Source organism: Amycolatopsis sp. NPDC047767, assembly GCF_040704195.1.
Taxonomy (GTDB): Bacteria; Actinomycetota; Actinomycetes; order Mycobacteriales; family Pseudonocardiaceae; genus Amycolatopsis.
Genome location: NZ_JBEYSJ010000026.1, coordinates 45,430 through 66,081, shown reverse-complemented (window position 1 = coordinate 66,081; position 20,652 = coordinate 45,430). Strand labels below are relative to the sequence as shown.

Here is a 20,652-nt window from a genome sequence, read left to right as displayed (position 1 = left end):
CGAACCCGGCGAGTCTGCGTCTCCTGTGTGACTGTTGTGGCTAGCGTGACTACAGCAGAGGATCGGGGGAGGTGACGGGAGATGCCCAGCTCGGTGATCATCGTCGCGCTCGCCGCGGCATGGCTCGTCGTTCTCGTGCCCATGGTGGCTCGCAAGCGCCAGCAGGTTGCACGGACGCCGTCGTCCGCGCTCGCAGCGCGCGTCGTGCGCAGCGGGGGAGCTCGCAATGAAGGACAGGAGGAGTTCGCCGTGTCCGAAAGTGCGAAACCTTCGGTGGAGGACGACCTCGCCGAACTCGAGGCGGAGCTCGATGCCGACCTCGAAGAGGAAGAACCGGAACCCGAGCCGCTGCCCCAGCCGGCCGCCGAAGTGCGCGACGAGCCCGCCCGCTCGCGCCCCGGCTACCGCCCGGGCCGCGGCGGCTTCGACCCGGAAGCGGCAGAGATCGCCGCGCGGGCGAAGTACGCGTTCCGCCAGCGGATCGTCGTGATCCTGCTGATCCTCGCCGTCGCGTCGGCCGCCTTCGCGGGCTTCGTGATGTCGGTGGTGTGGTGGGGCAACGCCGTGGTCGACGTGATCCTGGTCGGCTACCTCGCGTACCTGCGCCGCCAGGTCCGCATCGAAAACGACATCCGGCAGCGGCGGATGGCGCGGTATGCGCGGGAAGGCTCTCGAGAAGCTCGCGAGCCCCTTCCGGCGCCGCGGCGTCCTGCTGCTTCGGCCTCGGCTTCGGCTCCGGCGGCTTCGGTTGCTTCAGAGGAGGACGACCACGTCGAGGTCGTCTCGCCGGCGCCCCGCGAGATCGTGGAACGCAAGCCGTCCCCCATGTCCCGCATCCGCCGCCAGGCCGTCGTGGTCGACCTCGACGACGAAGACCCGGCCTTCGAGGAACTCGACGAGCCGGGGACCAGCCCGTACCGCCGGGCGGTCGGGGAGTGACCCCCGGCGTTCGGTGCTCTTGGGGTAGCTGATACGCTCTACGAGCACTGAACAAGGGGCTGTAGCGCAGTTGGTAGCGCGTCTCGTTCGCATCGAGAAGGTCAGGGGTTCGATTCCCCTCAGCTCCACCGCAGGTCAGAGGCCGTCCACTGTAGAGTGGACGGCCTCTTTTGTTGCCTTGATAGCAGCAAAGTACAGCAATGGCGCTACTCGTCGAGGCTCTCGCCAAGACGTTTGAGCGCGTCCCGCGTCTTCTTCGAGGACGCCTGCGAGTAGATCTCCATCGTCATCGAGAACTGCGCGTGCCGCAGGATGCGCATGATCACCCGGGGGTGCACGTCCAGGTCGACCAGCAGCGTGCCGCAGGATCGCCGTCCATCGTGCACGGTGATCTTCCGAACCCCTGAGCGTGACTCGGTTGTCCCAGGATCGGTTGAAGTTCGGGGGGTCGATCGGCAGCCCGTACTTCGTGGTGAACACCAGGTCGTTCGGGTGCCAGGCCAGCTCAGCCTCCTTCTGGTCTGCCCGCTGCTCCCGCCGCCGCTTCTCCAGGGCGGCGACGACGATGGACGGCAGCGGCACGGTGTCGTCCGAGGCGGCGGTCTTCGTCTCCGGGTGTAGCAGCTCGCCGCTGGCCCGCTGGAGCTGGTGACTGACGGCCAGCTCGCCGTTGTCGAAGTCGAGTGCGTCCCACGTGAGCCCCAGGATCTCGCCCTTGCGCAGGCCCAGGACAACGGCGAGCACGTACCCGGCGTACATCGCGTCCCGGGCGTCTCGGGCCGATTCGAGAAACCTCCGAGCCTCCTCGCTCGTCCAGGCTGTTCGTTTGCGCTTGCGGACGGTCGGGAGCGTCACCAGCTCCGCGACGTTCCTGCTGATCAACTCCTCGCGGATTGCGTGGTTCAGCGCCGCGCGCAGGCACGCGCGGATGTCGGAGACCGTCCGGGCAGACGGCGCGTCCTTGCAGCACAGGCGAGCGCTCAGCGCACACCGAGTTTGTCCAGCCGTTGGTCGCCCAATGCCGGGTTGATGTAGAGCCGGGTGAACAGCTCGTAGTTGACGTACGTCAGAGGCGCGCGGTTCGGCTTGATCACCTCCGTCAACCAGTGGTTCAGATACTCGCGCAAGCGCGGCACCGAGGTCGCCACAGGGCCGTTCTTGGCCGTCCGATGAAGCTTGAGCCACTTCTCGTGGACCAGTTCGCGCGTCGGGCCGTACGCGTACTTGCGCTTCCTTTCGCCGGTCGGAGTGGTGACCCCACACATACGCGGCAAACCCGTTGCGGAACGGGTAAATCGACCCCTCGCCGTTGGCGCGTCCCTTGCTCGCCATATCGGGCCGCTTCCTCCACGAGTCGATTGATGTATTCGTCAACCCAAGCAGGCAGGACTCGACGATTTCCGCCGTCCTTAATGGACCTAGGGCGTAGGAGTCGTTGGTATTGGCGGCGGACACCGCGACCGCCAGGGGCAGGCCTGCGCGGTCGTCCAGGACGAACCGGTGAAGGCGGGGCCATAGACCGGCTTTGGTCCACTCGGCGAACCCGCGATGTGCGGTCGGCACCGTGACCCCGAGCGACGGTGGCAGCATCCGCCACGCGCACCCGCTGGTCAGCACGTACACCGCCGCCGTGAACACAGCCCGGTCCTCGACCGGCGACCTGCCCACCACCTTGCGGACGCGTCAAAACGACGGGATCAACAGCGTCTCGTGGGTGAGCTTGCTCATGCCGCGGGACCCGGACGTTGCGCCGGCGGGACAGCCTGATCGCCGCTCATACCCAGCAGAGGAAACACCGCGACCGTGCCTGCTGTTATGAGCGCCTGGAGTGCGTCGTGCAGGCCGTGGGCGGTGCGTAATTCCTGGTCACGTCGTTGCGAGATCCGCCGTTCCCTGGGCTGATCTGATCTTTTGGCCTCGGCGGCGCGGCGCACCAACCGCGAGGACGACCAGCCGGGTTTGTCCGGCTCGAGCGCGTGGCCGGACGTGGTGAACCTATTGCGCAGCTGTGCGCTCGGCTGTGGGCAGCTGCGTAACGTGAGTTGGGCAAGCCCGACCTGGCGCAGACAGGAGATGACTGACATGACCGACGCAGGTTCGTTGGATCAGGACCGTGTGGCGGATTTCCAGCGGCGGGTCGTCGTTGACAGCGGCGCGGCAAAGGCGGGGTTGTCCACGTCGCTCGGTGGGCGGCTCGGCCTGTATTCGGCAATGGCCGGCGCCGGACCACTGACGTCCGCGCAGCTGGCCGAAAGATCGGGTCTGGTCGAGCGGTACGTGCGCGAGTGGCTGGCCGTCCAGGTCGCCGGAGAGTACGTCCGCTACGACCCGGGTGGCGCCACGTATGAGCTCCCGGACGAGCACGCGGCCGTCCTCGCGGACGCGTCCTCGCCGACCTATGCCATGGGCACGTTCACCATGCTGAAGGCGCTGTTCGCCACCGAGGACGCGCTCGCAGAGGCGTTCCGCACCGGCGAGGGCGTCGGCTGGGCGCAGCACGCGCCGGAGCTGTTCGAGGGAGTCGCGGCGTTCTTCCGGCCGGGCTACACGGCGTCACTCGTGCAGGAGTGGCTCCCGGCGCTCGGAGGTGTCGTCGAGAAGCTGGAACGTGGGGCGTCGGTGGCCGATATCGGTTGCGGGCACGGGTATTCCGCGCTGCTGATGGCCGAAGCCTTCCCGCGGTCGGAGTTCCACGGCTACGACTTCCACGGTCCGTCCATCGAGGCGGCGCGGAAACTGGCCGCCGAACGAGGCCTCGGCGGCCGCGCCACCTTCGACGTCGCCGCGGCGGGGGACTTTCCCGGCGAGCGGTACGACCTGATCACGTTTTTCGACTGCCTGCACGACCTCGGCGACCCCGGCGCCGCCCTCCGCCGCACCGAGCGGGCCCTCGCCGACGACGGCACCTGCATGATCGTCGAACCCAACGTGTCCGGCAACGTCGAGGACACCATCAACCCCGTGGGCCGTTCCTTCGCCGCGACCTCCGTCGCCGTTTGCCTGCCCGCCGCGCTGGCCCAGAAGGGCCCGCACGCCCTCGGCAACCACGCCGGCGAGGACGCTATGCGCGCTATTGCCGCCGAATCAGGCCTGCGCACGTGGACCCTGGCGGCGGAAACGGTGAGCAACCGCATCTACGCTGCGCGCCGCTGACCGGCGACGCCTGCGATCGGGACGTGCGCGGGATACTCGACCTTGGTCCGGCTCTGGATGGCAGAAATCTCACCCGTGACTGGCTTCGATCTCGGCTACCACACGCGCCGTGAGGGATTCCGGTGATGGCGTTCGCGCGGTGGCGGCGCTCCCACTCGTTCTGCGCTGGGGTGCTGACCGGGCGCAAGGCGGCCTTGCTACCGCGAGGACACCCCGAAATGACCTCCCCGGGCGGCTAGAACGCGGCGTTATCCCTGGTCAGAGGCGCTACCGGCCGTTCGGCGGCACCGCTCTCCTAAAGCGGTGCCGCCACACCGGAGAATCGGCGCGGAGTCGGTCAGGGCTTGCGGGCGACGGCTCCGGCCATCAGTCGCTGGGCGACGTTCAACGGCTTCAGGCGCGGCCCAGAGGGCCACCAGTTGACCAGCTCGACCAGCCCGGGTTCGACGAGTTCGAGCCCGTGGAACAGCTCGACGATCTCCTCCGCGGTCCGTGCCGTGACGCCGCCGAGCGAGCCGCGGGCGACGGCCGCTTCGAATGCCCGCATCGCTTCGCTGTCCGCACCGTCACCGGGGTTGAAGGCATGCGAGATCGCCACGTAGGAACCTGAAGGCAGTGCATCGATGAACTCGCCGGTGACCTCGGCCGGGCGCGCCCGGTCACCCTTGAAGTGGTGCAGGCTCGCGATGAACAGCAGCCCGATCGGCCGGTTCCAGTCGAGGTGGCTGCGCACGGTCTCGTCCTCGAGGATGCCGCGCGGATCGAAGATGTCGCCGGCGATGTAGCGGGTGTTGTCGTTCTCCTCGAGCAACGCCCGGCCGTGCGCGGTCACGACCGGGTCGTGGTCGACGTAGACGACCTTCGACAGCGGGTCGACCCGCTGCACCACCTGGTGCACGTTCTCCGCCGTGGGCAGACCGGATCCCAGGTCCAGGTACTGCGTGAGCCCCGCCTGCTCCGCGAGGAACCGGCACATCCGGATCAGGAACCGCCGGTTCTCCAGCGCAAGGTCCACCGCTTCCGGCATGACCGTCTTGAGCCGCTCGAGCTCGAGGCGGTCGACCTCGTACCAGTCCTTGCCCCCCATTGCGTAGTCGTACATCCGCGCCACGCTGGCCCGATGCGGATCGACCCCGACCGGAGTGTTCAAGTCAGCAGCGTCTGCCGGCATGTCGTGCCTTCCTGCTCGAGTGGCCACAGCTACACCGAGGTTAGTAGTGATCACCGACGCGGTGTCCACATCCCCGGTTGTTCACCGGCCTTCTCAGACCGGCCCCACGACGAGCAGCGTGGCGGTGACTCCGCCCGCCATGGCTCGAACCCTGCCGGCCACCCGCGTCACCAGGGCAGCTCGCCCACCTACCTCCGTCCGACCCAGAGTTGCTTCCCGGGTCGGTTCGTTGCCGTACAGCAGCGAAGTACAGCAACCGCACCGACGCTCAGCGCCCGCGATCGACCAGCGACGACCCTCTGACCTCGGCAAAGACCGGCAACGGCGTTCGTGCTGATAGTTCGCATCGAGAAGGTCAGGGGTTCGATTCCCCTCAGCTCCATGTCACTCGGGGCGAGTTGTGTTCGCTGAAAACGCGAACTGGCTCGCTCCGTTTTGTTTTCTGGGGGTGCAAACCCCCAGGCCCCGCCCGGGGAGGGCTTCGCCCCCCGGACCCCCCGCTGCGGTTGCGTCGGGGAGGTAAGTCGTGGTGGTTTGCGCGGCTTCCCATTTGAGTGTCAGGGATTGTTCCGTCGGCTACCCAGTTCGGGCAGCCCGCCTGCGACGGCATCGTTGCGGACAGCTTCGAAGTGCGGCGATGGTGGTTGCATGTCACAGGGTCGTGACGGGGGGAGCGGCGCGGGCCTCGGTGTATCGCCGGTGTATCGGAAAGTGGATACGGGGCCGCAACGTGGGGGTGCGTTGACTGGGCCGCATGAGGCACAGGGAAGCGGTGCGGCCGGGGGCGGCTGCCGCGGTGGGGACCGGGGTTGCCGTTTACGGGTGTGAGCCGGATGAGGCGGCGTTGTTCCGGGCGTTGGCGGAGAAGTGCGGGGTGGCGCTGGGGATCACGGCGGAGGCACTCAGCGAAGCCAATACGGCGCTGGCGGTGGGGAATCGGTGTGTCAGCGTGGGGCACAAGACGAAGGTTCAGAATTCCGCGTTGCTCGCGTTGAGCCGGGCCGGGGTGAGGTATGTGTCGACGCGGAGTGTGGGGTTCGACCACATTGACGTGGAGTATGCGAAGAGCGTCGGGATCACCGTGGAGGGCGTGGCGTATTCGCCGGACAGCGTGGCCGATTACGCGGTGATGCTGATGTTGATGGCGGTGCGGAATGCGAAAGCCGTGATCAGGCGGGCGGATGTGCATGATTATCGGCTGGCCGAGGTGCGGGGGAAAGAGCTGCGGGATCTGACCGTCGGGGTGATCGGGACGGGGCGGATCGGGGCGGCGGTGATCGATCGGTTGCGCGGGTTCGGGGGCAACGTCATCGCGTATGACAGCCGGCCGCGGAGTTCGGCGGATTACGTGCCGCTGGAGGAGTTGCTGGGGTTGAGCGACATCGTCACGTTGCACACGCCCCTGGATGCGGGGACGTATCACCTGCTGGACCGGGCGCGGATCGCGCAGCTGAAGTGTGGCGCGGTTGTGGTCAACACCGGGAGAGGGGCCTTGATCGAAACCGCCGCGCTGCTCGCGGCGCTGGAAGGTGGCAGGTTGGGTGGTGCGGCGCTGGACGTCCTCGAAGGGGAAGAGGGAGTGTTCTACGCCGATTGCCGGGACAAGGTGATCGAAAGCGAAGCGCTGGTGCGGTTGCAGCGCATGCCGAATGTGCTGATCAGTCCGCACACCGCCTATTACACGGATCACGCGCTGAGCGACACCGTCGAGAACAGTCTGGCCAATTGCTTGAACTTCGAAAGCGGGGACGTGGCGTGAACAGAATCAGAATCGGCATCATCTTCGGGGGCACGTCCGAAGAACACCCCGTGTCGATCAAATCCGCGCAGGAGGTGGCCAGGAACCTGGACGCCGACAAGTACGAGGCGTTCTGGATCGGGATCACCCAGGGTGGCGCGTGGCGGCTGTGCGCGGGCCCCGGTGACGGCTGGGAAACGGGCGGATACCGCCCCGTCACGTTGTCGCCCGATCGGAGCGTGCCCGGGTTGCACGTGCTGGAGGAGGGGCGCTACGAGGTGATCGACCTGGACGTCGTGCTGCCGGTTCTGCACGGCCGTCACGGCGAGGACGGGGCGATGCAAGGGTTGCTGGAGCTGTCCGGCATCCCGTACGTGGGGTGTGACGTGCCCAGTTCCGTGCTGTGTATCGACAAGTCGTTGGCCTACACCGTCGTCGCGGCGGCGGGGATCGCGACGCCGACGTGCCGGGTTGCCGCCGAACACCAAAACCCCGGCGAGCTGAACTACCCCGTGTTCGTCAAGCCGGCCCGGTCGGGGTCGTCGTTCGGGGTCAGCAAGGTGTCCGGGCCCGAAGAGCTGGCGAGTGCCGTCGAAGTCGCGCGGAAGTACGACGAGAAGGTGCTCATCGAGGACGCCGTCGTCGGCAGCGAGGTCGGGTGTGCGGTGCTGGGGAACGAGCTGGAGCTGACCGTCGGTGAAGTGGACCAGATCACGCTGTCGCACGGGTTCTTCCGGATCCACCAGGAAGTCGACCCGGAAAGTGGTTCCGAGAACTCGACGGTGACCGTGCCGGCCGACATCTCGCCGGACGCGCGCGAGTTGGTGCAGGAGACGGCGAAGGCGATCTATCGCGCCCTCGCATGCCGGGGCCTGGCACGGGTGGACATGTTCCTCACCGACGACGGCACGGTGGCCCTCAACGAGGTCAACACCTTCCCCGGACTGACCGCCTACAGCCGCTACCCGCGGATGATGGCGGCCGCGGGCCTGTCGTTCGCCGAGGTGCTCGACCGGGCCGTGTCGCTGGCGATGACGGGGAAGGTCCAGTGAACGAGGACTTCGCCTTCGTCGACGAGGTGGTGCCGGGAATCCGCTGGGACGCCAAGTACGCCACCTGGGACAACTTCACCGGCAAGCCCGTGGACGGGTACCTGGTCAATCGCATCGTCGGCACCACGGCGTTGTGCGCGGCTCTGACAAGTGCGCACGAGAAGGCCGCGTCCCTCGGCTTCGGACTGCTCCTGTGGGACGGTTATCGTCCGCAACGCGCCGTGGACCGGTTCGTGCGCTGGTCGAGGGAGCCCGACGACGGCCGGACGAAACGGCGGCACTACCCGAACATCGGGCGCGCCGAGATGTTCGAGAAGGGTTATGTGGCAGCGAAATCGGGCCACAGCCGGGGCAGCACCGTCGACCTGACGCTGTACCACCTGGCCACCGGCGAGCTCGCGGCCATGGGCGGCGACCACGACCTGATGGATGTGATCTCCCACCACGGCGCGCCGGGCATCACCGACGCCGAAACCGGGAACCGGCAGCACCTCCGCGCCATCATGGAGTCCTGCGGCTTCGCCTCCTACGAATGCGAATGGTGGCACTACACGCTGAAAGCCGAGCCTTTCCCGGACACCTACTTCGATTTCCCCGTCACCTGGCCGAGCCTGAAGAAGTCCGCGTGACGCCACCGCGTGTCGTCGTCGCCGGCGGCCATTCGGCGGGGCACATCGAACCCGCGATGAACCTCGCCGACGCGGTGCGCCGGCTGGAGCCGACGGCGGAGATCACCGCCCTCGGCACCGTCCGCGGGCTGGACACCACGCTCATCCCGGTTCGCGGCTACTCACTCGAACTCATCCCGCCGGCGCCGTTGCCGCGCAAGCTGGGCCCGGATCTGCTGCGCACGCCGGGCCGGCTGCGTGACTCCGTGCGCGCGGCCGGGGCGGTGCTCGACGGGGTGCGGGCCGACGTCGTGGTGGGTTTCGGCGGGTACGTCGCCGTTGCGGCCTACCTCGCGGCCCGCGCGAGGAGGCTGCCGATCGTCGTCCACGAGGCGAACGCGCGGCCCGGGGTGGCCAACCGGTTGGCCACGCGGCTGACGACTCACGTGTTCACCGCCGCCCCCGGGGTTCGGCTGAAGCACGCCACCGCCGTAGGGATCCCACTGCGGCCGGCGATCACCGCGCTCGACCTGCCCGCCTTGCGTAAAGAGGCCCGCCGACGGTTCGGCCTGCGTCCCGACGGGCCGGTGCTCCTGGCGACCGGCGGTTCGCAGGGCGCCGGGACGATCAACGCCGCGGTGTCCGGCGCGGCCGCCGCATTCAACGCGGCCGGGGTGCAGGTCCTGCACATCACCGGGCCGCGCCACGTCGTCGAGGTACCAGACAGCGCCCACGTCGTCGTTCCCTACGTCGACGAGATGGCCGACGCCTACGCCGCGGCCGATTTCGTGCTGTGTCGTTCGGGGGCGATGACGTGCGCGGAGCTGGCCGCGGTCGGGCTGCCGGCCGCGTACGTCCCGCTGCCGTTGCGCGGCGGCGAGCAACGGCTGAACGCCGAAGCGGTCGTCGCGGCGGGCGGCGGGCTGTTCGTCGACGACGCGGACCTCGACCCGGACTGGATCGAGGCCACCGTGATCCCGATCCTCACCGATCCCGTACGGCTCCGCGCGATGTCGGCCCGGGCGTCGGCGGCCGGCGCACCGGACGCGGGCCTGACCCTGGCCCGCCACGTCCTCACCGCGGCGAGGGCAGCTGCACCGTGACCCGCAGGCCGCCGCCGGGCAGCGGCGCGAGGCTGAGGATTCCGTCGTGCGCTCGCGTGATGCTCCGGACGATGGCCAGCCCGAGGCCGACCCCGGCGTGCGCACCGCGGACGCGTTCGGTGCCGCGCTGGAACGGCTCGGTGAGCGTCCAGACCAGTTGTGGACTGAGTTTCTCTCCGGTGTTCTCGACGGTCAGCATCACGAACCCCGCCCGCACGGCCGTCTCGATCCGCACGCTGCCGTGCTCGGGGAGGTTGTGGACGATCGCGTTGTGCACCAGGTTCGTGGTCAGCTGCAGCAGAAGCGCGGGTGAGCCGTCGGCGGGCGTGACGTCCCCGACCGTCTCCAGGGTCACGCCGTGCTCCTCCGCGAACGGCAGCAGCGTCTCGGTGGCTTCCTCCGCGATGAGCGACAAGTCGACCGGCTCGCGCCTGAACGACCGCTGATCGGTGCGGCTGAGCAGCAGCAACGCCTCCGTCAGCTCGATCGCCCGCGCGTTCACGGTGTGCAGGCGTTCGACGAGCTCGCCCGGGTCGCTGTCCGGGTCCTGGCGGGCGACGTCGAGCAGAGCCTGCGAGATCGCCAGCGGCGTACGCAGCTCGTGAGACGCGTTGGCGGCGAACCGCTGCTGCTCGACGACGTGGGCTTCGAGCCGTTCGAGCATGGCGTCGAAAGCGTCGGCGAGCTCGCGGAACTCGTCCTCGCGGCCCCGCAGCCGGATCCGGTGGGACAGCGAGCCGTGCGCGGCCACGCGGGTGGCGTCGGTGATGCGGGTCAGCGGCTTGAGCATGCGCCCGGCGAGGATCCACCCGCCCACCAGGCCGAAGACCAGCAGGAACACGAGCACCATGACCGCCGCCGGCCCGAAGACGGCCGGGCCGAAGTTGCGCGGGTTGAAGGCGCGCAGGAAGTTCGAAAAGCTGAGCACGCCGACGTCGCCGGTGGGCCGGTCCCGCAACAGGAACATCCACACGGCGGCGAGCAGCAGGACCCCGGCGATCATGAGGAACCCGGCGTAGCTGAGCGTGAGCTTGAGCCGGACGCTCAGCCCCGGCGGCCTAGTCATGGTCCACACCACCGGGGTCGATGCGGTAGCCGACGCCCGCCACCGTCGCGATGATCCACGGCTCGCCGAGCCGTTTGCGCAGCGCCGAAACGGTGATGCGCACGGCGTTGGTGAACGGGTCGGCGTTCTCGTCCCACGCGCGTTCCAGCAGGTCTTCGGCGCTGACGACCCCGCCTTCGGCCTCGACGAGCACTTCGAGCACCGCGAACTGCTTGCGGGTGAGCGCGACGTAGCGGCCGTCGCGGTAGACCTCGCGGCGGAACGGGTCCAGCCGCAGGCCGGCGATCTCCCGCACGGGCGGCCGGCTGTGGGCGCGCCGTCGGTCGAGCGCTCTGAGGCGGAGCACGAGCTCGCGCAGCTCGAAGGGCTTCGTGAGGTAGTCGTCGGCGCCGAGCTCGAACCCGGACGCCTTGTCGTCGAGCCGGTCGGCGGCGGTGAGCATGATGATCGGCGTGCCGCTGCCCGACGCGACGATCCGCTTGGCGACCTCGTCCCCGGACGGCCCGGGGATGTCGCGGTCGAGCACGGCGATGTCGTACGCGTTGACACCCAGCAGCTCCAGCGCGGCGTCCCCGTCCCCGGCGACGTCCGCGGCGATCGCCTCCAGCCGCAGCCCGGCGCGGATCGCGTCGGCCAGGTAGGGCTCGTCCTCGACCACCAGCACCCGCATGCTCCGATGCTACGAGCCGGTCCCTATCGCCGGCATATCGAAAATCTCGAACGCGCCGGCAACACAATGCTCCCTTCACTGGCGGCATGCCCTACCTCGAAACCCGGCCGCCCCGGTCCCACGGCGCCGTCCCCGTTCCGGTAACGGTCTTCGACGACGGGGCCGCCGCCGTGGTGAATCTCGATCCCGCCCTGCTGGCCGCGTTGCGCCGGGCCGCTTCGGTCGCCGCCGCCGAGGGCGTCGAGATCCTCGTCAACGGCGGCTGGCGGTCACCGGAGTACCAGGAGTGGCTGCTCGTGGACGCCGTGGCGCGCTACGGCTCGGCAGCCGAGGCCGCGCGGTGGGTGGCCACTCCGGACACTTCCGCGCACGTGTCGGGGCACGCGGTGGATGTCGGCCCGTCGGCGGCTCGGGTGTGGTTGTCGGAGCATGGTTCGCGGTTTGGGTTGTATCAGATCTACCGGAACGAACCGTGGCATTACGAGCTACGGCTGGAGGCGGTTCAGGGTGGTTGTCCGCCGATGTATGCGGATCCGTCGGAAGATCCACGAATGAGGCGGTGACGGGGCTTTCCCCGGGATACGCTGCTCGCGAAGGTCAGGTCGCGACGGGGAGGCCGCACGCTGATATGGCAAGGAAACCGGGCGACCTCGGCTCAGTGGGCGCGGTGTCGTGTCACGTGGTGCGCACGGATCGTCCGTGGGAAGCCGGAATCGACGCCATCGTCATTTCCGTCGGCGGCACATTCGGCACGCTCGGGCACGCGGTCAGCCGCGAGTTTCCCGAAGTCGACTGGGCTGCGATCGAATTCGACTCGATCACACCGGGGCTGCCACAAGTCCTCGATCTGCGCGAACCCGTCACCGGTTCGCTGCGGTTCGCCCTGCTCGCGACACCGCACGACGGTGGCTCTTTCCAAGACCCGACGCTTCCTGCGATCGCCACTTCCACCGAAGCCGTCGTGCAGGCGGCGGCAAAGGCCGGCGCGGTCGCCTTGGGCTTGCCGCTGCTGGGCGCGGGCAGCCTCGGTTTCGAGCCGGACGCAGTTGCTGCCGTAGCGATTCCTGCGGCGGTGAAGGCGCTTCAAGGCCTCGACGGTGGAAGTCTCCAGCGGCTGGTTTTCCTCTGCCTCGACAGCGCGACGGAAGAGGCGATCCGTGCGGCCTGGAGTGGTGAGACAAGTGCGGCCGACCTGGCCGGTGGCGTTTCGAGTGATCGGGTCGACCCCAACGTCGGGATTCCGCTCGACCGCGACCGCCTCGGCGTCGCGCCGTACGTGTCCATGATGGCCACGGTGATCGCCGACCGCAGCACCCCATTGCCTTTGTCCGTCGGGGTTTTCGGCGAGTGGGGCTCGGGCAAGAGCTACTTCATGGGGCTGCTGCGGGAAGAGGTGGGCCGGCTGGCGAGCTCCGGCAACCGCGCCTACACGCACGAGGTCGTCCAGATCGGCTTCAACGCCTGGCACTACGCCGACGCCAACCTGTGGGCCAGCCTCGGCGACGAGATCTTCCGCCAGCTCGCCGGCCCCGGTCCGAGCGCGCAGGAACGCCGCGTGAAGCTGCGGCAGGAACTCAGCGGACGGCTCGAGCAGGCCAAGGAACTCGAGGACGCCAAGGACCAGGCACAGACCACGGTCGCGAAGCTCCAGGCCGACGTCGACAAAGCCACTTCGAGGCGCGAAACCACCGGGAAAGCCCTCGTCCACGCGTTGGCGGGCTCCGGGCAGGTGTGGCGGCACCTCGGCGTTCAGGACGAGGCCGAGCAAGGCGCGTTGCTGGTCGAGCAGTTGCGCGGCGCGCTGACTGAGGCCGACGCGCTGCGGAGGTCGCCCAAGGACCGCTGGGGCAAGGTCGCGCTTGCCGCGGCCGCGGTGATCCTGCTGGTGGGCTTCCTCGTCGCGGTGGTCGCGCCGGCGGCGTGGCAGTGGCTGACGGCGGCGGGCGCCGGGTTCGTCGCCGTGGCCGGCACCGGGATCGCGTTCCTGGCCCGGGCCAGGTCGGGAATCCAGGCGCTGCGCGAACTCGGCGACCAGCTGCGCAGCGGGATGGACCAGGCGTCGCCGGAGGTCACCGGGCTGCTGGACGAGATCCGCAGGACCGAGGCCGACCAGCGGGTCGCCGAGGCCCAGCTGGACGAGGTCGTGGCTCGCGTCGGTGAGCTCGGCCGGCAGCTGACCGAGCTGACGCCGGGCCGAAGTCTCTACACCTTCCTGGCCGAACGCGCGCGCGACGACTCCTACCGACGCAACCTCGGCCTCGTCTCGACGATCCGGAAGGACTTCGAGCAGCTCGTCGAGCTGATGGCCGACTGGCGAGCGCATCCCGAGCCGGGAGGGAAGGCGATCGACCGGATCGTGCTGTACATCGACGACCTCGACCGGTGCAGCTCGCGGCAGGTGGTCGAGGTGCTCGAAGCGATACACCTGCTGCTCGCGCTGGAACTGTTCGTGGTGGTGGTCGGAGTCGACCCCCGGTGGCTGGTGCGGTCGCTGAGCAGCCACTACGACGAGATCCTCGCCGAGACCCCGGGCGGCGGGCACGTGACGCCCGAGGACTACCTGGAGAAGATCATCAACCTGCCGCTGGTTCTGCCCGGCATGTCGTCGGGAAGCCTGCGCCGGTTGCTGCACTCGCTCGTGCCGACACAGACCACTCGAGCCCGATCCGTCACTGAGCTGCCGTCCCCGCCGCCGGTTGCGCAGGAGGCGGTTCCGGACATCGAAGCCGGGTCCGAAGTAGACAGTCGACGGCGACCCGAGCGGGCCGTGAAACCACCACGTCCGCTCACCGACCGGGAGATCGAGCTGTTGTCCTCCTTGGACCGGCTGGTTGCCACGCCGCGCGAGGCGAAACGGCTGTTCAACTTCTACCGGATGCTCCGCTCGACCCGGGATCTCTCCGAGGTGTCGCGGTTCCTCGGTGAAGACGGGGAACCGGGCGAATACCAGGTGGTCGTCGCACTGCTCGGCTTGCTGACCGCGCCGGCCCCTTTGCTGGGCAACGCGCTGGACGGTGCCGCCGACGCGAGCCGGTCGGTCCGTGGCGGTCTGGCCCGCCGGTCGAGCGAAGCGACGTGGGCCGAGTTCGTCGCCGATTGCGAGCCCCAGCGCGAGGGCGAGCGATGGTGGAACGCGGTGGTCGGCGCCCTGAGCGAAGAGGAAGCGCGCGTCTGGCTTCGGTTGCATCGAGGACTTGCGCAGGCGTCGGCCGCGCTGGAGGTCGACCGCTTGGCCCACTTCCAGAAGTGGGTTCCGGTGATCCGCCGGTTCTCCTACGTGCTCTCGCCCGCGGCCTGAACTCAGGCCGGGATACGAGCCGATTCACCAGGTGTGTCGGCGCCGAAGCGGGTGATGTCCGTGGCGAGGTTGAGGGGGCCGTTGTGGGCGCGGTCGGCGGGCGTGATCCGGGACTGGGGGACCAGCCAGCAGATCTCGAACTCCAGGCCGTCCGGGTCTTTGGCGTAGAGGGCTTTCGTGGTGCCGTGGTCGGTGGAGCCGACGAGGGCGCCGGCGGTCTGCAGGGCGCCGAGGTAGGTCTGGAGGTCGGCGAGGGTGGGGACTTCCCAGGCGAGGTGGTACAGGCCGACGGAACCGGCGGGGGCCGCGGCGGCGTCCGGGAGGGTGAAGAGGCCCAGGTCGTGGTCGTTGTGGGAGTCGGGGGCCTGGAGGAAGACGGCGCGGTCCGAGGTGTGCACCGCGCGGAAGCCCAGGACGTCGACGTAGAAGGCGCTGCTGCGGGCGGCGTCGCGGACCCAGAGGACGGCGTGGTTCAGGCCTCGGATCGGCATGGTGACTCCTTCATGGCAACGACAACGGCAACTTCAGAGTGGCAGCGCGAACGCGGAACCGCCGTCGTGCCACCACTTCCGGTAGAAGCGCGAGTCCTCGACCAGCGCGAGGTACCCGGCCTCGATCTTGGCACACATCTCGTCCACCAGTGAAGCGATCGGGGAGTCGGTGCGCCACGCGAGGACGAGCTCGCGGTAGAGCGGGGTGCCGGTCAGCGACACCGTCGAGATGCCCGTGCGGTCGGTGCCGATGGGGTAGAGCAGGCAGATCGCGCGGCCCTCGGCGGTCAGGGCGAACGCGACGTGCGCCTCGTTGGTCAGGTGCGTGATGCGCTGGTCGAAGCCGGCCGACGCGCAGGTGCGGGCGAAGAACTCGTTCATTCCGCTGTCGTCGGGGTCAGGCATCACCCAGCGTTCATCGGCCAATTCGGCGAGCGCGACCTCGCCGCGCGCGGCCAGGGCGTGGTCTTCCGCGACGCCGATGAAAAACGGTTCCCGCAGCAGCAGGCGGTGTTCGACGCCGTCGGGCGGGATCAGGGGGAAGCCCGGGAACGCGCGCATCACCGCGACGTCCAGCTCACCCGAGCGCAGCAACGCTGTCAGCGCACCCGTTTCGCGGATCGTGCGGCTGGTGACCTCGCGCCGGGGCAGCATGGTCGTCAACGCGTTCACCAGGAGGCTGAACTGCTGCGCCGGAATCCCGCCGACGCGAACGGGCGCGCCCGCTTCGTGTTGTGCGTTGAGGCGCGCGGCGCGTTGCAGGGCGTCGAAGCCGTGCAGCACTTTCTGGGCGTCGCGCACCAGTTCCGTACCGGTGTGGGTGGGCAGCACGCCTTCGGCCGAACGGACGAACAGCGGCCCGCCGAGGAACTGCTCGATCCGTTTGAGCTGCGTGGTCACCGCCGGCTGCGTGAGGTGCAGGCGGCCCGCGGCTCTGCGCAGGCTGCCGGCCTCGGCGATCGCGACCACGAGCTCGAGGTGCCGGATTTCCAGGCGCATGGGGAAAACATTATCGCCGGATGCAATAGGGCCGATCCCGTGATGATCATGGCCACACCGCATCGTGCCTGGTTACGGTGCCCGGCGTGACATCTCTGGTCCCCGTTCCGCTCATCGGGAAAACGACGCTTCCCGTCCTGTTCTCCGACGACGTGCTGCAGCGGTTCCTCGACGCGGCGGCCATCGAATACGCGTTCATCACGCCCGAGGAACCGAGACCGTGTTTCGCCGTGCTGCTGGGCACCTTCGCCGACGACGCGCTGATCGTCTCGGACCTCGCGTTCGGCCGCAACGCTCGGGTCACCGACCCGAGCGCGCGTGAGGAATTCACGACCACCATCGTGCCGAAATTCGGCTCCGCGTATGAGAATTCGGTGCGCGCGTGGTGGCTGGATCCCGCGGATCTGCTGCGCATCACCCGCGAGGCCGACGCACGTGGTCTGGACGTGCTCGGGTCCGTCCACCTGCACCCCGACTGGCACCGCCTCGGGCCCGAATGCGAACGCGGCCGCCCGCTGAGCGAACGCCCGACGCCCATGGACGCGTACGTCTTCCGCAGCGCGGGCTGGCCGCTCAACGTCGTGTGTTACCTCGAACGCCGGCACGGCGACTTCTACTACTCGCTGGCCGCGTGGAACGGCGACTGCGAATCGCTGCCACTGCGCGTGGGGATGGTGACGGCGTGAACGAGTCGATTCGCGCTCTCTGGCAGACGATGACCGACGGCTGGGCAAACGGCGACGCCACGCAGTTCGCCTCCGTCTTCGCGTCCGACGTCGACTTCGTCAACGTGCGCGGCGAAGCACTCGTCGGCCGCGAAGCCGTGGAAACAGGCCACGCCCAGCTGTTCGCCACGGCCTACCGCGGCACGACGTTGTCCGCCGAAGTCACGTTGATCCGCCCCCTGTCGCCGGTGCTTTCGCTCGTGCACGCGACGTCGGAGATCGGGCCCGCCGGCGTGGTGACGCACGCGCAAGCCGTGGTCCGCCACGACGGCGATCCGACGATCGCCGCTTTCCACAACATGATCCCGAAGGGACCCTCCGCATGACCCGCCCTCGCCTGCGTCACCTCGCCTTCGTCGTGCAGGACGCGAAGCGCATGGCCGCCTTCTACTGCGAGCAGTTCGGCATGGAGCTGTTCCACACCGACCCCGACGGCAGCCACTTCGTGACCGACGGCTACCTCAACCTGGCGCTGATCCAGCAGCAGCTCGACGGCGACGTCGCCACCGGCTTCAACCACTTCGGTTTCCAGGTCTCGGAAATCCCGCCGATCGCCGAGCAGCTCGCCGAAGCGGGCGTCCCCCGGCCGGTGCTGCGCGGCGGGGACCGCCCGTTCGCGGAGTACCGCGCGATCGACCCGGAAGGCAACTGGTTCGACCTGTCCGAACACGGTTTCCTGCCGCCGGGCCTCGCGGAGTAGCTACCGCAGCGCGGCCACGAGGTCGGTCGCGATGCGGTGCTCCACGTCCGCGGGCACGGGCTGCACCTCGTCGGCCAGCCCGCCCGCGGCGACCGCGGCGAGGCTGCGGGCCTGCAGCGTGAGGCCGAGGTCCATGGCCTGGATGGAGTTCCCGTTGGCGGCCGTGAGGTTGAGCATCCGGCCCTGGTCGAGCAGCACGATCTCACGGCCGTCGTCGAGGACGTGGCCCGTGCGTCGCGAGGGCGCGCCGTACTCGACGGTGCGGACGGTCTTCTCGGCGAGCGCCGCCCGGTCGATCTCCCACGCGAAGTGCCCGACGCCGGCGAGCACCGCGCCGTCGCGCAACGCCGCGAGCTCGGCCGCGCCCAGCACCGCCGGGTGGCCGGTGGCGGTGAAGACCAGCTGCGCGTCGGCGACCACCTCGGCGGCGGAGCCGACGCTGTGGCCGTTGAGGATCGTCTCCAGCGCGCGCATCGGGTCGGTGTCGCAGACCGAAACACGCGCGCCGAGGCGGCTCAACGTGTCGGCCACGCCCTTGCCGCACGGTCCGTATCCGAGCACCGCGGCACGCATCCCGGGCACCATGAGGTTGGTGGCGTTGAGGAAGCCCTGCACCACGCTCTGCCCGACGCCGAACTCATTCTCCACCAGGAGCTTCAGCCGCGAGTCGTTGATCACGACCATGGGCTTGCCGATCCGTGCTTTCGTTTCACGCAGCCGGATTCCACCCGTGGTCGTCTCCTCGGTGCCGCCGAGATAACCCGCCGGAGTACCGGAGCCGAGGAGCGAAACGGTGAGGTCGCCGCCGTTGTCCAGCGTGAGGTCGGGCTCGACTTCCAGCACTCGTTCGATGTTGCGGGCGTGCTCTTCCTCGCCGTCGCCGCGGCGGGTGAACACGGCGACGCCCAGCTCCGCGAGCGCATCGGCGACGTCGTCGTGGGTGGTGCCGGGCGAGCCGGTGAGCCGCACGTCGACGCCGGCGCGCACGAGCAGCGTCACGAGCGCGGCGGTCTTCGGCTCCACGTGCAGGCACATCGCCAGCCGCTTGCCGGCGAGCACCGGGGTCAGTTCGGCGACCGCCTGCGCGGTGAGCGGCATGTGCTTGAGCGCCCAGGCCGTGGCGGGATGGGTTTCGGGCATGACGGTGTTCCTCTTCGGTTGTGGTGACGTTCGAACGGGGACAGACGACGTCGTCAGCCGTAGAAGTCACACCGGTAGGAGTGGTCGCCGAAGATCGGCGTCACGAGCTCCTGCCGACGAGTGCACACATCACCACGATAGCCGAGGTCAGAGCGGGTGTTCCAGCCACACGTTCGGCTCCACGTACACCCCGAGGTCCTGCGCCACCGATCCCAGCACGGGCGCGATCCCGCCGGGCACGGTCGTGAGGCCGTCGCCGGGCCGCACGCCGGTCCACTCCTCCCACTGGTCCAGCGTGCCCGTGACGGTCATCGCGAACGGCGCGATCTTCACGAGCCGCGCGCCCAGCCGTTCGTGGTTGCGCAGCCACGGATCCGCCGGCCGGCCCTGCTCGTCCCGCCGGGCGACGTAGTCCACAATGGACTCGACGGCGTGGTCGGCCTTGCCCGTCGGCCGCACCGGAACCACGAGCCGCGACAGCCCCGCGCGCCGGGCCCGGTTCTTCAGCTCCGTGAGCGCCAGCGCCGCGACGCCCTGGCCCCGAGCGCGCTCGGCGACGTTGACCTCCAGCGCCACCAGCGTGGTCGGCTCGCGATCGTCCATCACGTCCTGCGCGGCCCAGAGCAGCGCACCGTCCCAGCCGTGGTCGGGCAGCTCGGTGCGCTCTTCCGTCGGGAACGCCACGGGGATCGCCGCCGCGCGGGCCACCGGCACGTCGTCTTCCAGCAGCACCAGGAAGAACTCCGGCCAGCGCGCAGCCAACCGCACCGACGCGGCGAGGTCGCCGATCACGTCGTGCGCCAGGAACTCCCCGCCGACCACGCCCAGTTCCAGCGCGGGCCGCCGCAGGTCCGGACGCGTCGCGAGATCCTCGACGCGCACGGCCGGCTCGCCGCTCACGACCGGGCACCGCTTCTCCCGCCGGAAGCCGAGGGCGGCTCCGGGCGAGGGACGAGGTGACCGGCAACGTTCATGGCTCGCAGGGTAAACCGTGAATCCTCGGGACAGCCCCAGAATTCGTCATCGCACCGGCAGGGCCTGCCTGCGCCGGGCCAGCGCGGCCGGGTCGAGTGTGGCGCGCGTGCCCGCCTGATGGCCTTCGCGGTACCCCGAACCGGAGAGCCGGCGCGGCGCGGCCGCGCGCAGGTCGCCGTACTCGCGGTCGAACGCACTCTGCACGAGCGTGTTCCGGTCGCGCACCACCAGCTCCGCCGACTGCCCGCCCGACCCCGGGTGCTCGCGCGCCGCCGTGTCCTCGGCCCGCACCAGCCGATCGTGGACGGCGCGCGCGAAGCCGTGCAGCCACGTGCGGCGGTACGCGGCGAGCGACTCGTGGAACACCCGGTCGTCGGGCCGCACGCGGGTGAGCTGGGTGCTCGCCTGCAGCAGCAGGCTCGTGAACAGCAGCTCCACGCGCCCGAGGTCGGATTTGAAGCCGAACACCGTGACCGCGTCCACGCCTTGGCCCACGCGGTGCAGCAACGTGCGGCAGCGCAACGGGTACGCGATGTTCGTGAGCAGGCTCGCCTTGTCGCGGCTGTACGGGTTTTCGATGGGGATCTTCAGCACGGTGATGTCGTCCGAGCCCTGCCCGGTGGCGGCGAGCATCGCGTTGTCGATGCCGTACCGGGCGATCAGCTCGGCCGCCTTCGTGTTGTACAGCTCGGCTTCTTCCGCGGTCACCGCCGGGTCTTCGGCCTTGGCGAGCAGCTTGCGGATGCGCTCCAGCTGCGTGTCGTGGGCGGGCATGATCCCCCTCTCCTGCTGGGCCGGGCCCGGGCGGGCCGGCGTGGGGTCCA

21 protein-coding genes, 1 tRNA gene and 1 pseudogene are annotated in these 20,652 nt (G+C 69.3%); 12 read left to right on the top strand and 11 right to left on the bottom strand.

Going from position 1 to position 20,652, the window contains the following annotated elements; genetic code table 11:
• The first annotated feature begins 81 nt into the window (after positions 1–81).
• Together glpR and AB0878_RS35195 are read left to right on the top strand one after the other, a co-directional pair.
• Positions 82–939 carry a gephyrin-like molybdotransferase receptor GlpR gene (gene glpR, locus AB0878_RS35200; RefSeq protein WP_366584693.1) on the top strand — a complete coding sequence of 286 codons (858 nt, stop codon included), beginning with the start codon at positions 82–84 and terminating at the stop codon, positions 937–939.
• Between the two features lie 55 nt (positions 940–994).
• A tRNA-Ala gene (locus AB0878_RS35195) sits at positions 995–1,067 on the top strand.
• A 7-nt stretch (positions 1,068–1,074) separates the two neighbouring features.
• On the opposite strand, the gene AB0878_RS35190 is transcribed toward AB0878_RS35195, so the two are convergent.
• The 3 genes and pseudogenes from AB0878_RS35190 to AB0878_RS35180 form a co-directional block, all read right to left on the bottom strand.
• The gene (locus AB0878_RS35190) at positions 1,075–1,821 is read right to left on the bottom strand and encodes a tyrosine-type recombinase/integrase (RefSeq protein WP_366584832.1); all 747 of its coding nucleotides are present in this window, start codon (positions 1,819–1,821) and stop codon (positions 1,075–1,077) included.
• A 98-nt stretch (positions 1,822–1,919) separates the two neighbouring features.
• The gene (locus tag AB0878_RS35185) at positions 1,920–2,204 is read right to left on the bottom strand and encodes a hypothetical protein (protein ID WP_366584691.1); all 285 of its coding nucleotides are present in this window, start codon (positions 2,202–2,204) and stop codon (positions 1,920–1,922) included.
• Positions 2,205–2,349: 145 nt separating this feature from the next.
• Positions 2,350–2,620 (bottom strand): annotated as a pseudogene (locus AB0878_RS35180) (transposase); the annotation flags it as partial.
• Between the two features lie 401 nt (positions 2,621–3,021).
• Between AB0878_RS35180 and AB0878_RS35175 the strand changes: the two are divergent.
• Entirely contained in the window at positions 3,022–4,092 is a 1,071-nt protein-coding gene (locus tag AB0878_RS35175; protein ID WP_366584689.1) for a class I SAM-dependent methyltransferase, read from the top strand.
• A gap of 337 nt (positions 4,093–4,429) precedes the next feature.
• On the opposite strand, the gene AB0878_RS35170 is transcribed toward AB0878_RS35175, so the two are convergent.
• Positions 4,430–5,263, bottom strand: coding sequence for an SAM-dependent methyltransferase (locus tag AB0878_RS35170; RefSeq protein ID WP_366584830.1), 834 nt, complete (start codon positions 5,261–5,263; stop codon positions 4,430–4,432).
• Positions 5,264–6,017: 754 nt separating this feature from the next.
• On the opposite strand from AB0878_RS35170, the gene AB0878_RS35165 reads away from it, so the two are divergent.
• The 4 genes from AB0878_RS35165 to AB0878_RS35150 are packed head-to-tail and all read left to right on the top strand — an operon-like array spanning position 6,018 to position 9,764.
• Positions 6,018–7,022 (top strand): D-isomer specific 2-hydroxyacid dehydrogenase family protein, encoded by a 1,005-nt coding sequence (locus AB0878_RS35165; RefSeq protein ID WP_366584687.1) that lies wholly within the window; start codon positions 6,018–6,020, stop codon positions 7,020–7,022.
• Positions 7,019–8,053 carry a D-alanine--(R)-lactate ligase gene (vanA, locus tag AB0878_RS35160; protein ID WP_366584685.1) on the top strand — a complete coding sequence of 345 codons (1,035 nt, stop codon included), beginning with the start codon at positions 7,019–7,021 and terminating at the stop codon, positions 8,051–8,053. Before AB0878_RS35165 ends, vanA begins: the two co-directional genes overlap by 4 nt.
• Positions 8,050–8,682, top strand: coding sequence for a D-Ala-D-Ala dipeptidase VanX (vanX, locus tag AB0878_RS35155; RefSeq protein WP_366584683.1), 633 nt, complete (start codon positions 8,050–8,052; stop codon positions 8,680–8,682). Before vanA ends, vanX begins: the two co-directional genes overlap by 4 nt.
• Positions 8,679–9,764, top strand: a complete 1,086-nt coding sequence (locus AB0878_RS35150) for a UDP-N-acetylglucosamine--N-acetylmuramyl-(pentapeptide) pyrophosphoryl-undecaprenol N-acetylglucosamine transferase (RefSeq protein ID WP_366584681.1) — start codon at positions 8,679–8,681, stop codon at positions 9,762–9,764. Before vanX ends, AB0878_RS35150 begins: the two co-directional genes overlap by 4 nt.
• Here AB0878_RS35150 and AB0878_RS35145 read toward each other — a convergent pair.
• Together AB0878_RS35145 and AB0878_RS35140 are read right to left on the bottom strand one after the other, a co-directional pair.
• On the bottom strand, positions 9,736–10,830 hold the full coding sequence (locus AB0878_RS35145) for a HAMP domain-containing sensor histidine kinase (RefSeq protein ID WP_366584679.1): 1,095 nt from the start codon (positions 10,828–10,830) through the stop codon (positions 9,736–9,738). The two genes, AB0878_RS35150 and AB0878_RS35145, sit on opposite strands and share 29 nt — an antisense overlap.
• Complete coding sequence (locus tag AB0878_RS35140) at positions 10,823–11,500, bottom strand: response regulator transcription factor (protein ID WP_366584677.1); 678 nt, start codon at positions 11,498–11,500, stop codon at positions 10,823–10,825. Before AB0878_RS35140 ends, AB0878_RS35145 begins: the two co-directional genes overlap by 8 nt.
• Before the next feature lie 86 nt (positions 11,501–11,586).
• On the opposite strand from AB0878_RS35140, the gene AB0878_RS35135 reads away from it, so the two are divergent.
• Together AB0878_RS35135 and AB0878_RS35130 are read left to right on the top strand one after the other, a co-directional pair.
• Positions 11,587–12,063, top strand: a complete 477-nt coding sequence (locus AB0878_RS35135) for a M15 family metallopeptidase (protein WP_366584675.1) — start codon at positions 11,587–11,589, stop codon at positions 12,061–12,063.
• A gap of 65 nt (positions 12,064–12,128) precedes the next feature.
• Positions 12,129–14,798 (top strand): P-loop NTPase fold protein, encoded by a 2,670-nt coding sequence (locus AB0878_RS35130; protein ID WP_366584673.1) that lies wholly within the window; start codon positions 12,129–12,131, stop codon positions 14,796–14,798.
• 2 nt (positions 14,799–14,800) lie between these two features.
• Here the strand turns inward: AB0878_RS35130 and AB0878_RS35125 are convergent, their stop codons facing one another.
• Together AB0878_RS35125 and AB0878_RS35120 are read right to left on the bottom strand one after the other, a co-directional pair.
• Positions 14,801–15,289: a VOC family protein gene (locus AB0878_RS35125; RefSeq protein WP_366584671.1), complete on the bottom strand. Its 489-nt coding sequence runs from the start codon at positions 15,287–15,289 to the stop codon at positions 14,801–14,803.
• Positions 15,290–15,322: 33 nt separating this feature from the next.
• A complete protein-coding gene (locus AB0878_RS35120; protein ID WP_366584669.1) occupies positions 15,323–16,288 on the bottom strand; it encodes a LysR family transcriptional regulator in 966 nt (321 codons plus the stop codon).
• A gap of 86 nt (positions 16,289–16,374) precedes the next feature.
• Here AB0878_RS35120 and AB0878_RS35115 point away from each other — a divergent pair, with 86 nt between their 5' ends.
• Genes AB0878_RS35115 through AB0878_RS35105 form a run of 3 tightly spaced genes read left to right on the top strand, consistent with a single transcriptional unit; the run spans position 16,375 to position 17,713 of the window.
• Entirely contained in the window at positions 16,375–16,974 is a 600-nt protein-coding gene (locus tag AB0878_RS35115) for a hypothetical protein (RefSeq protein ID WP_366584667.1), read from the top strand.
• Positions 16,971–17,339: an SgcJ/EcaC family oxidoreductase gene (locus AB0878_RS35110; protein WP_366584665.1), complete on the top strand. Its 369-nt coding sequence runs from the start codon at positions 16,971–16,973 to the stop codon at positions 17,337–17,339. The genes AB0878_RS35115 and AB0878_RS35110 overlap by 4 nt, the downstream gene beginning before the upstream one ends.
• Positions 17,336–17,713: a VOC family protein gene (locus tag AB0878_RS35105; protein ID WP_366584663.1), complete on the top strand. Its 378-nt coding sequence runs from the start codon at positions 17,336–17,338 to the stop codon at positions 17,711–17,713. The genes AB0878_RS35110 and AB0878_RS35105 overlap by 4 nt, the downstream gene beginning before the upstream one ends.
• Here the strand turns inward: AB0878_RS35105 and AB0878_RS35100 are convergent, their stop codons facing one another.
• The 3 genes from AB0878_RS35100 to AB0878_RS35090 all read right to left on the bottom strand — a co-directional run bounded on the left by AB0878_RS35100 (position 17,714) and on the right by AB0878_RS35090 (position 20,602).
• Complete coding sequence (locus AB0878_RS35100) at positions 17,714–18,853, bottom strand: adenosylhomocysteinase (protein ID WP_366584661.1); 1,140 nt, start codon at positions 18,851–18,853, stop codon at positions 17,714–17,716.
• 147 nt (positions 18,854–19,000) lie between these two features.
• Positions 19,001–19,735, bottom strand: coding sequence for a GNAT family N-acetyltransferase (locus AB0878_RS35095; RefSeq protein WP_366584828.1), 735 nt, complete (start codon positions 19,733–19,735; stop codon positions 19,001–19,003).
• 138 nt (positions 19,736–19,873) lie between these two features.
• Positions 19,874–20,602 (bottom strand): DUF2786 domain-containing protein, encoded by a 729-nt coding sequence (locus AB0878_RS35090; RefSeq protein ID WP_366584659.1) that lies wholly within the window; start codon positions 20,600–20,602, stop codon positions 19,874–19,876.
• Positions 20,603–20,652: the final 50 nt, after the last annotated feature.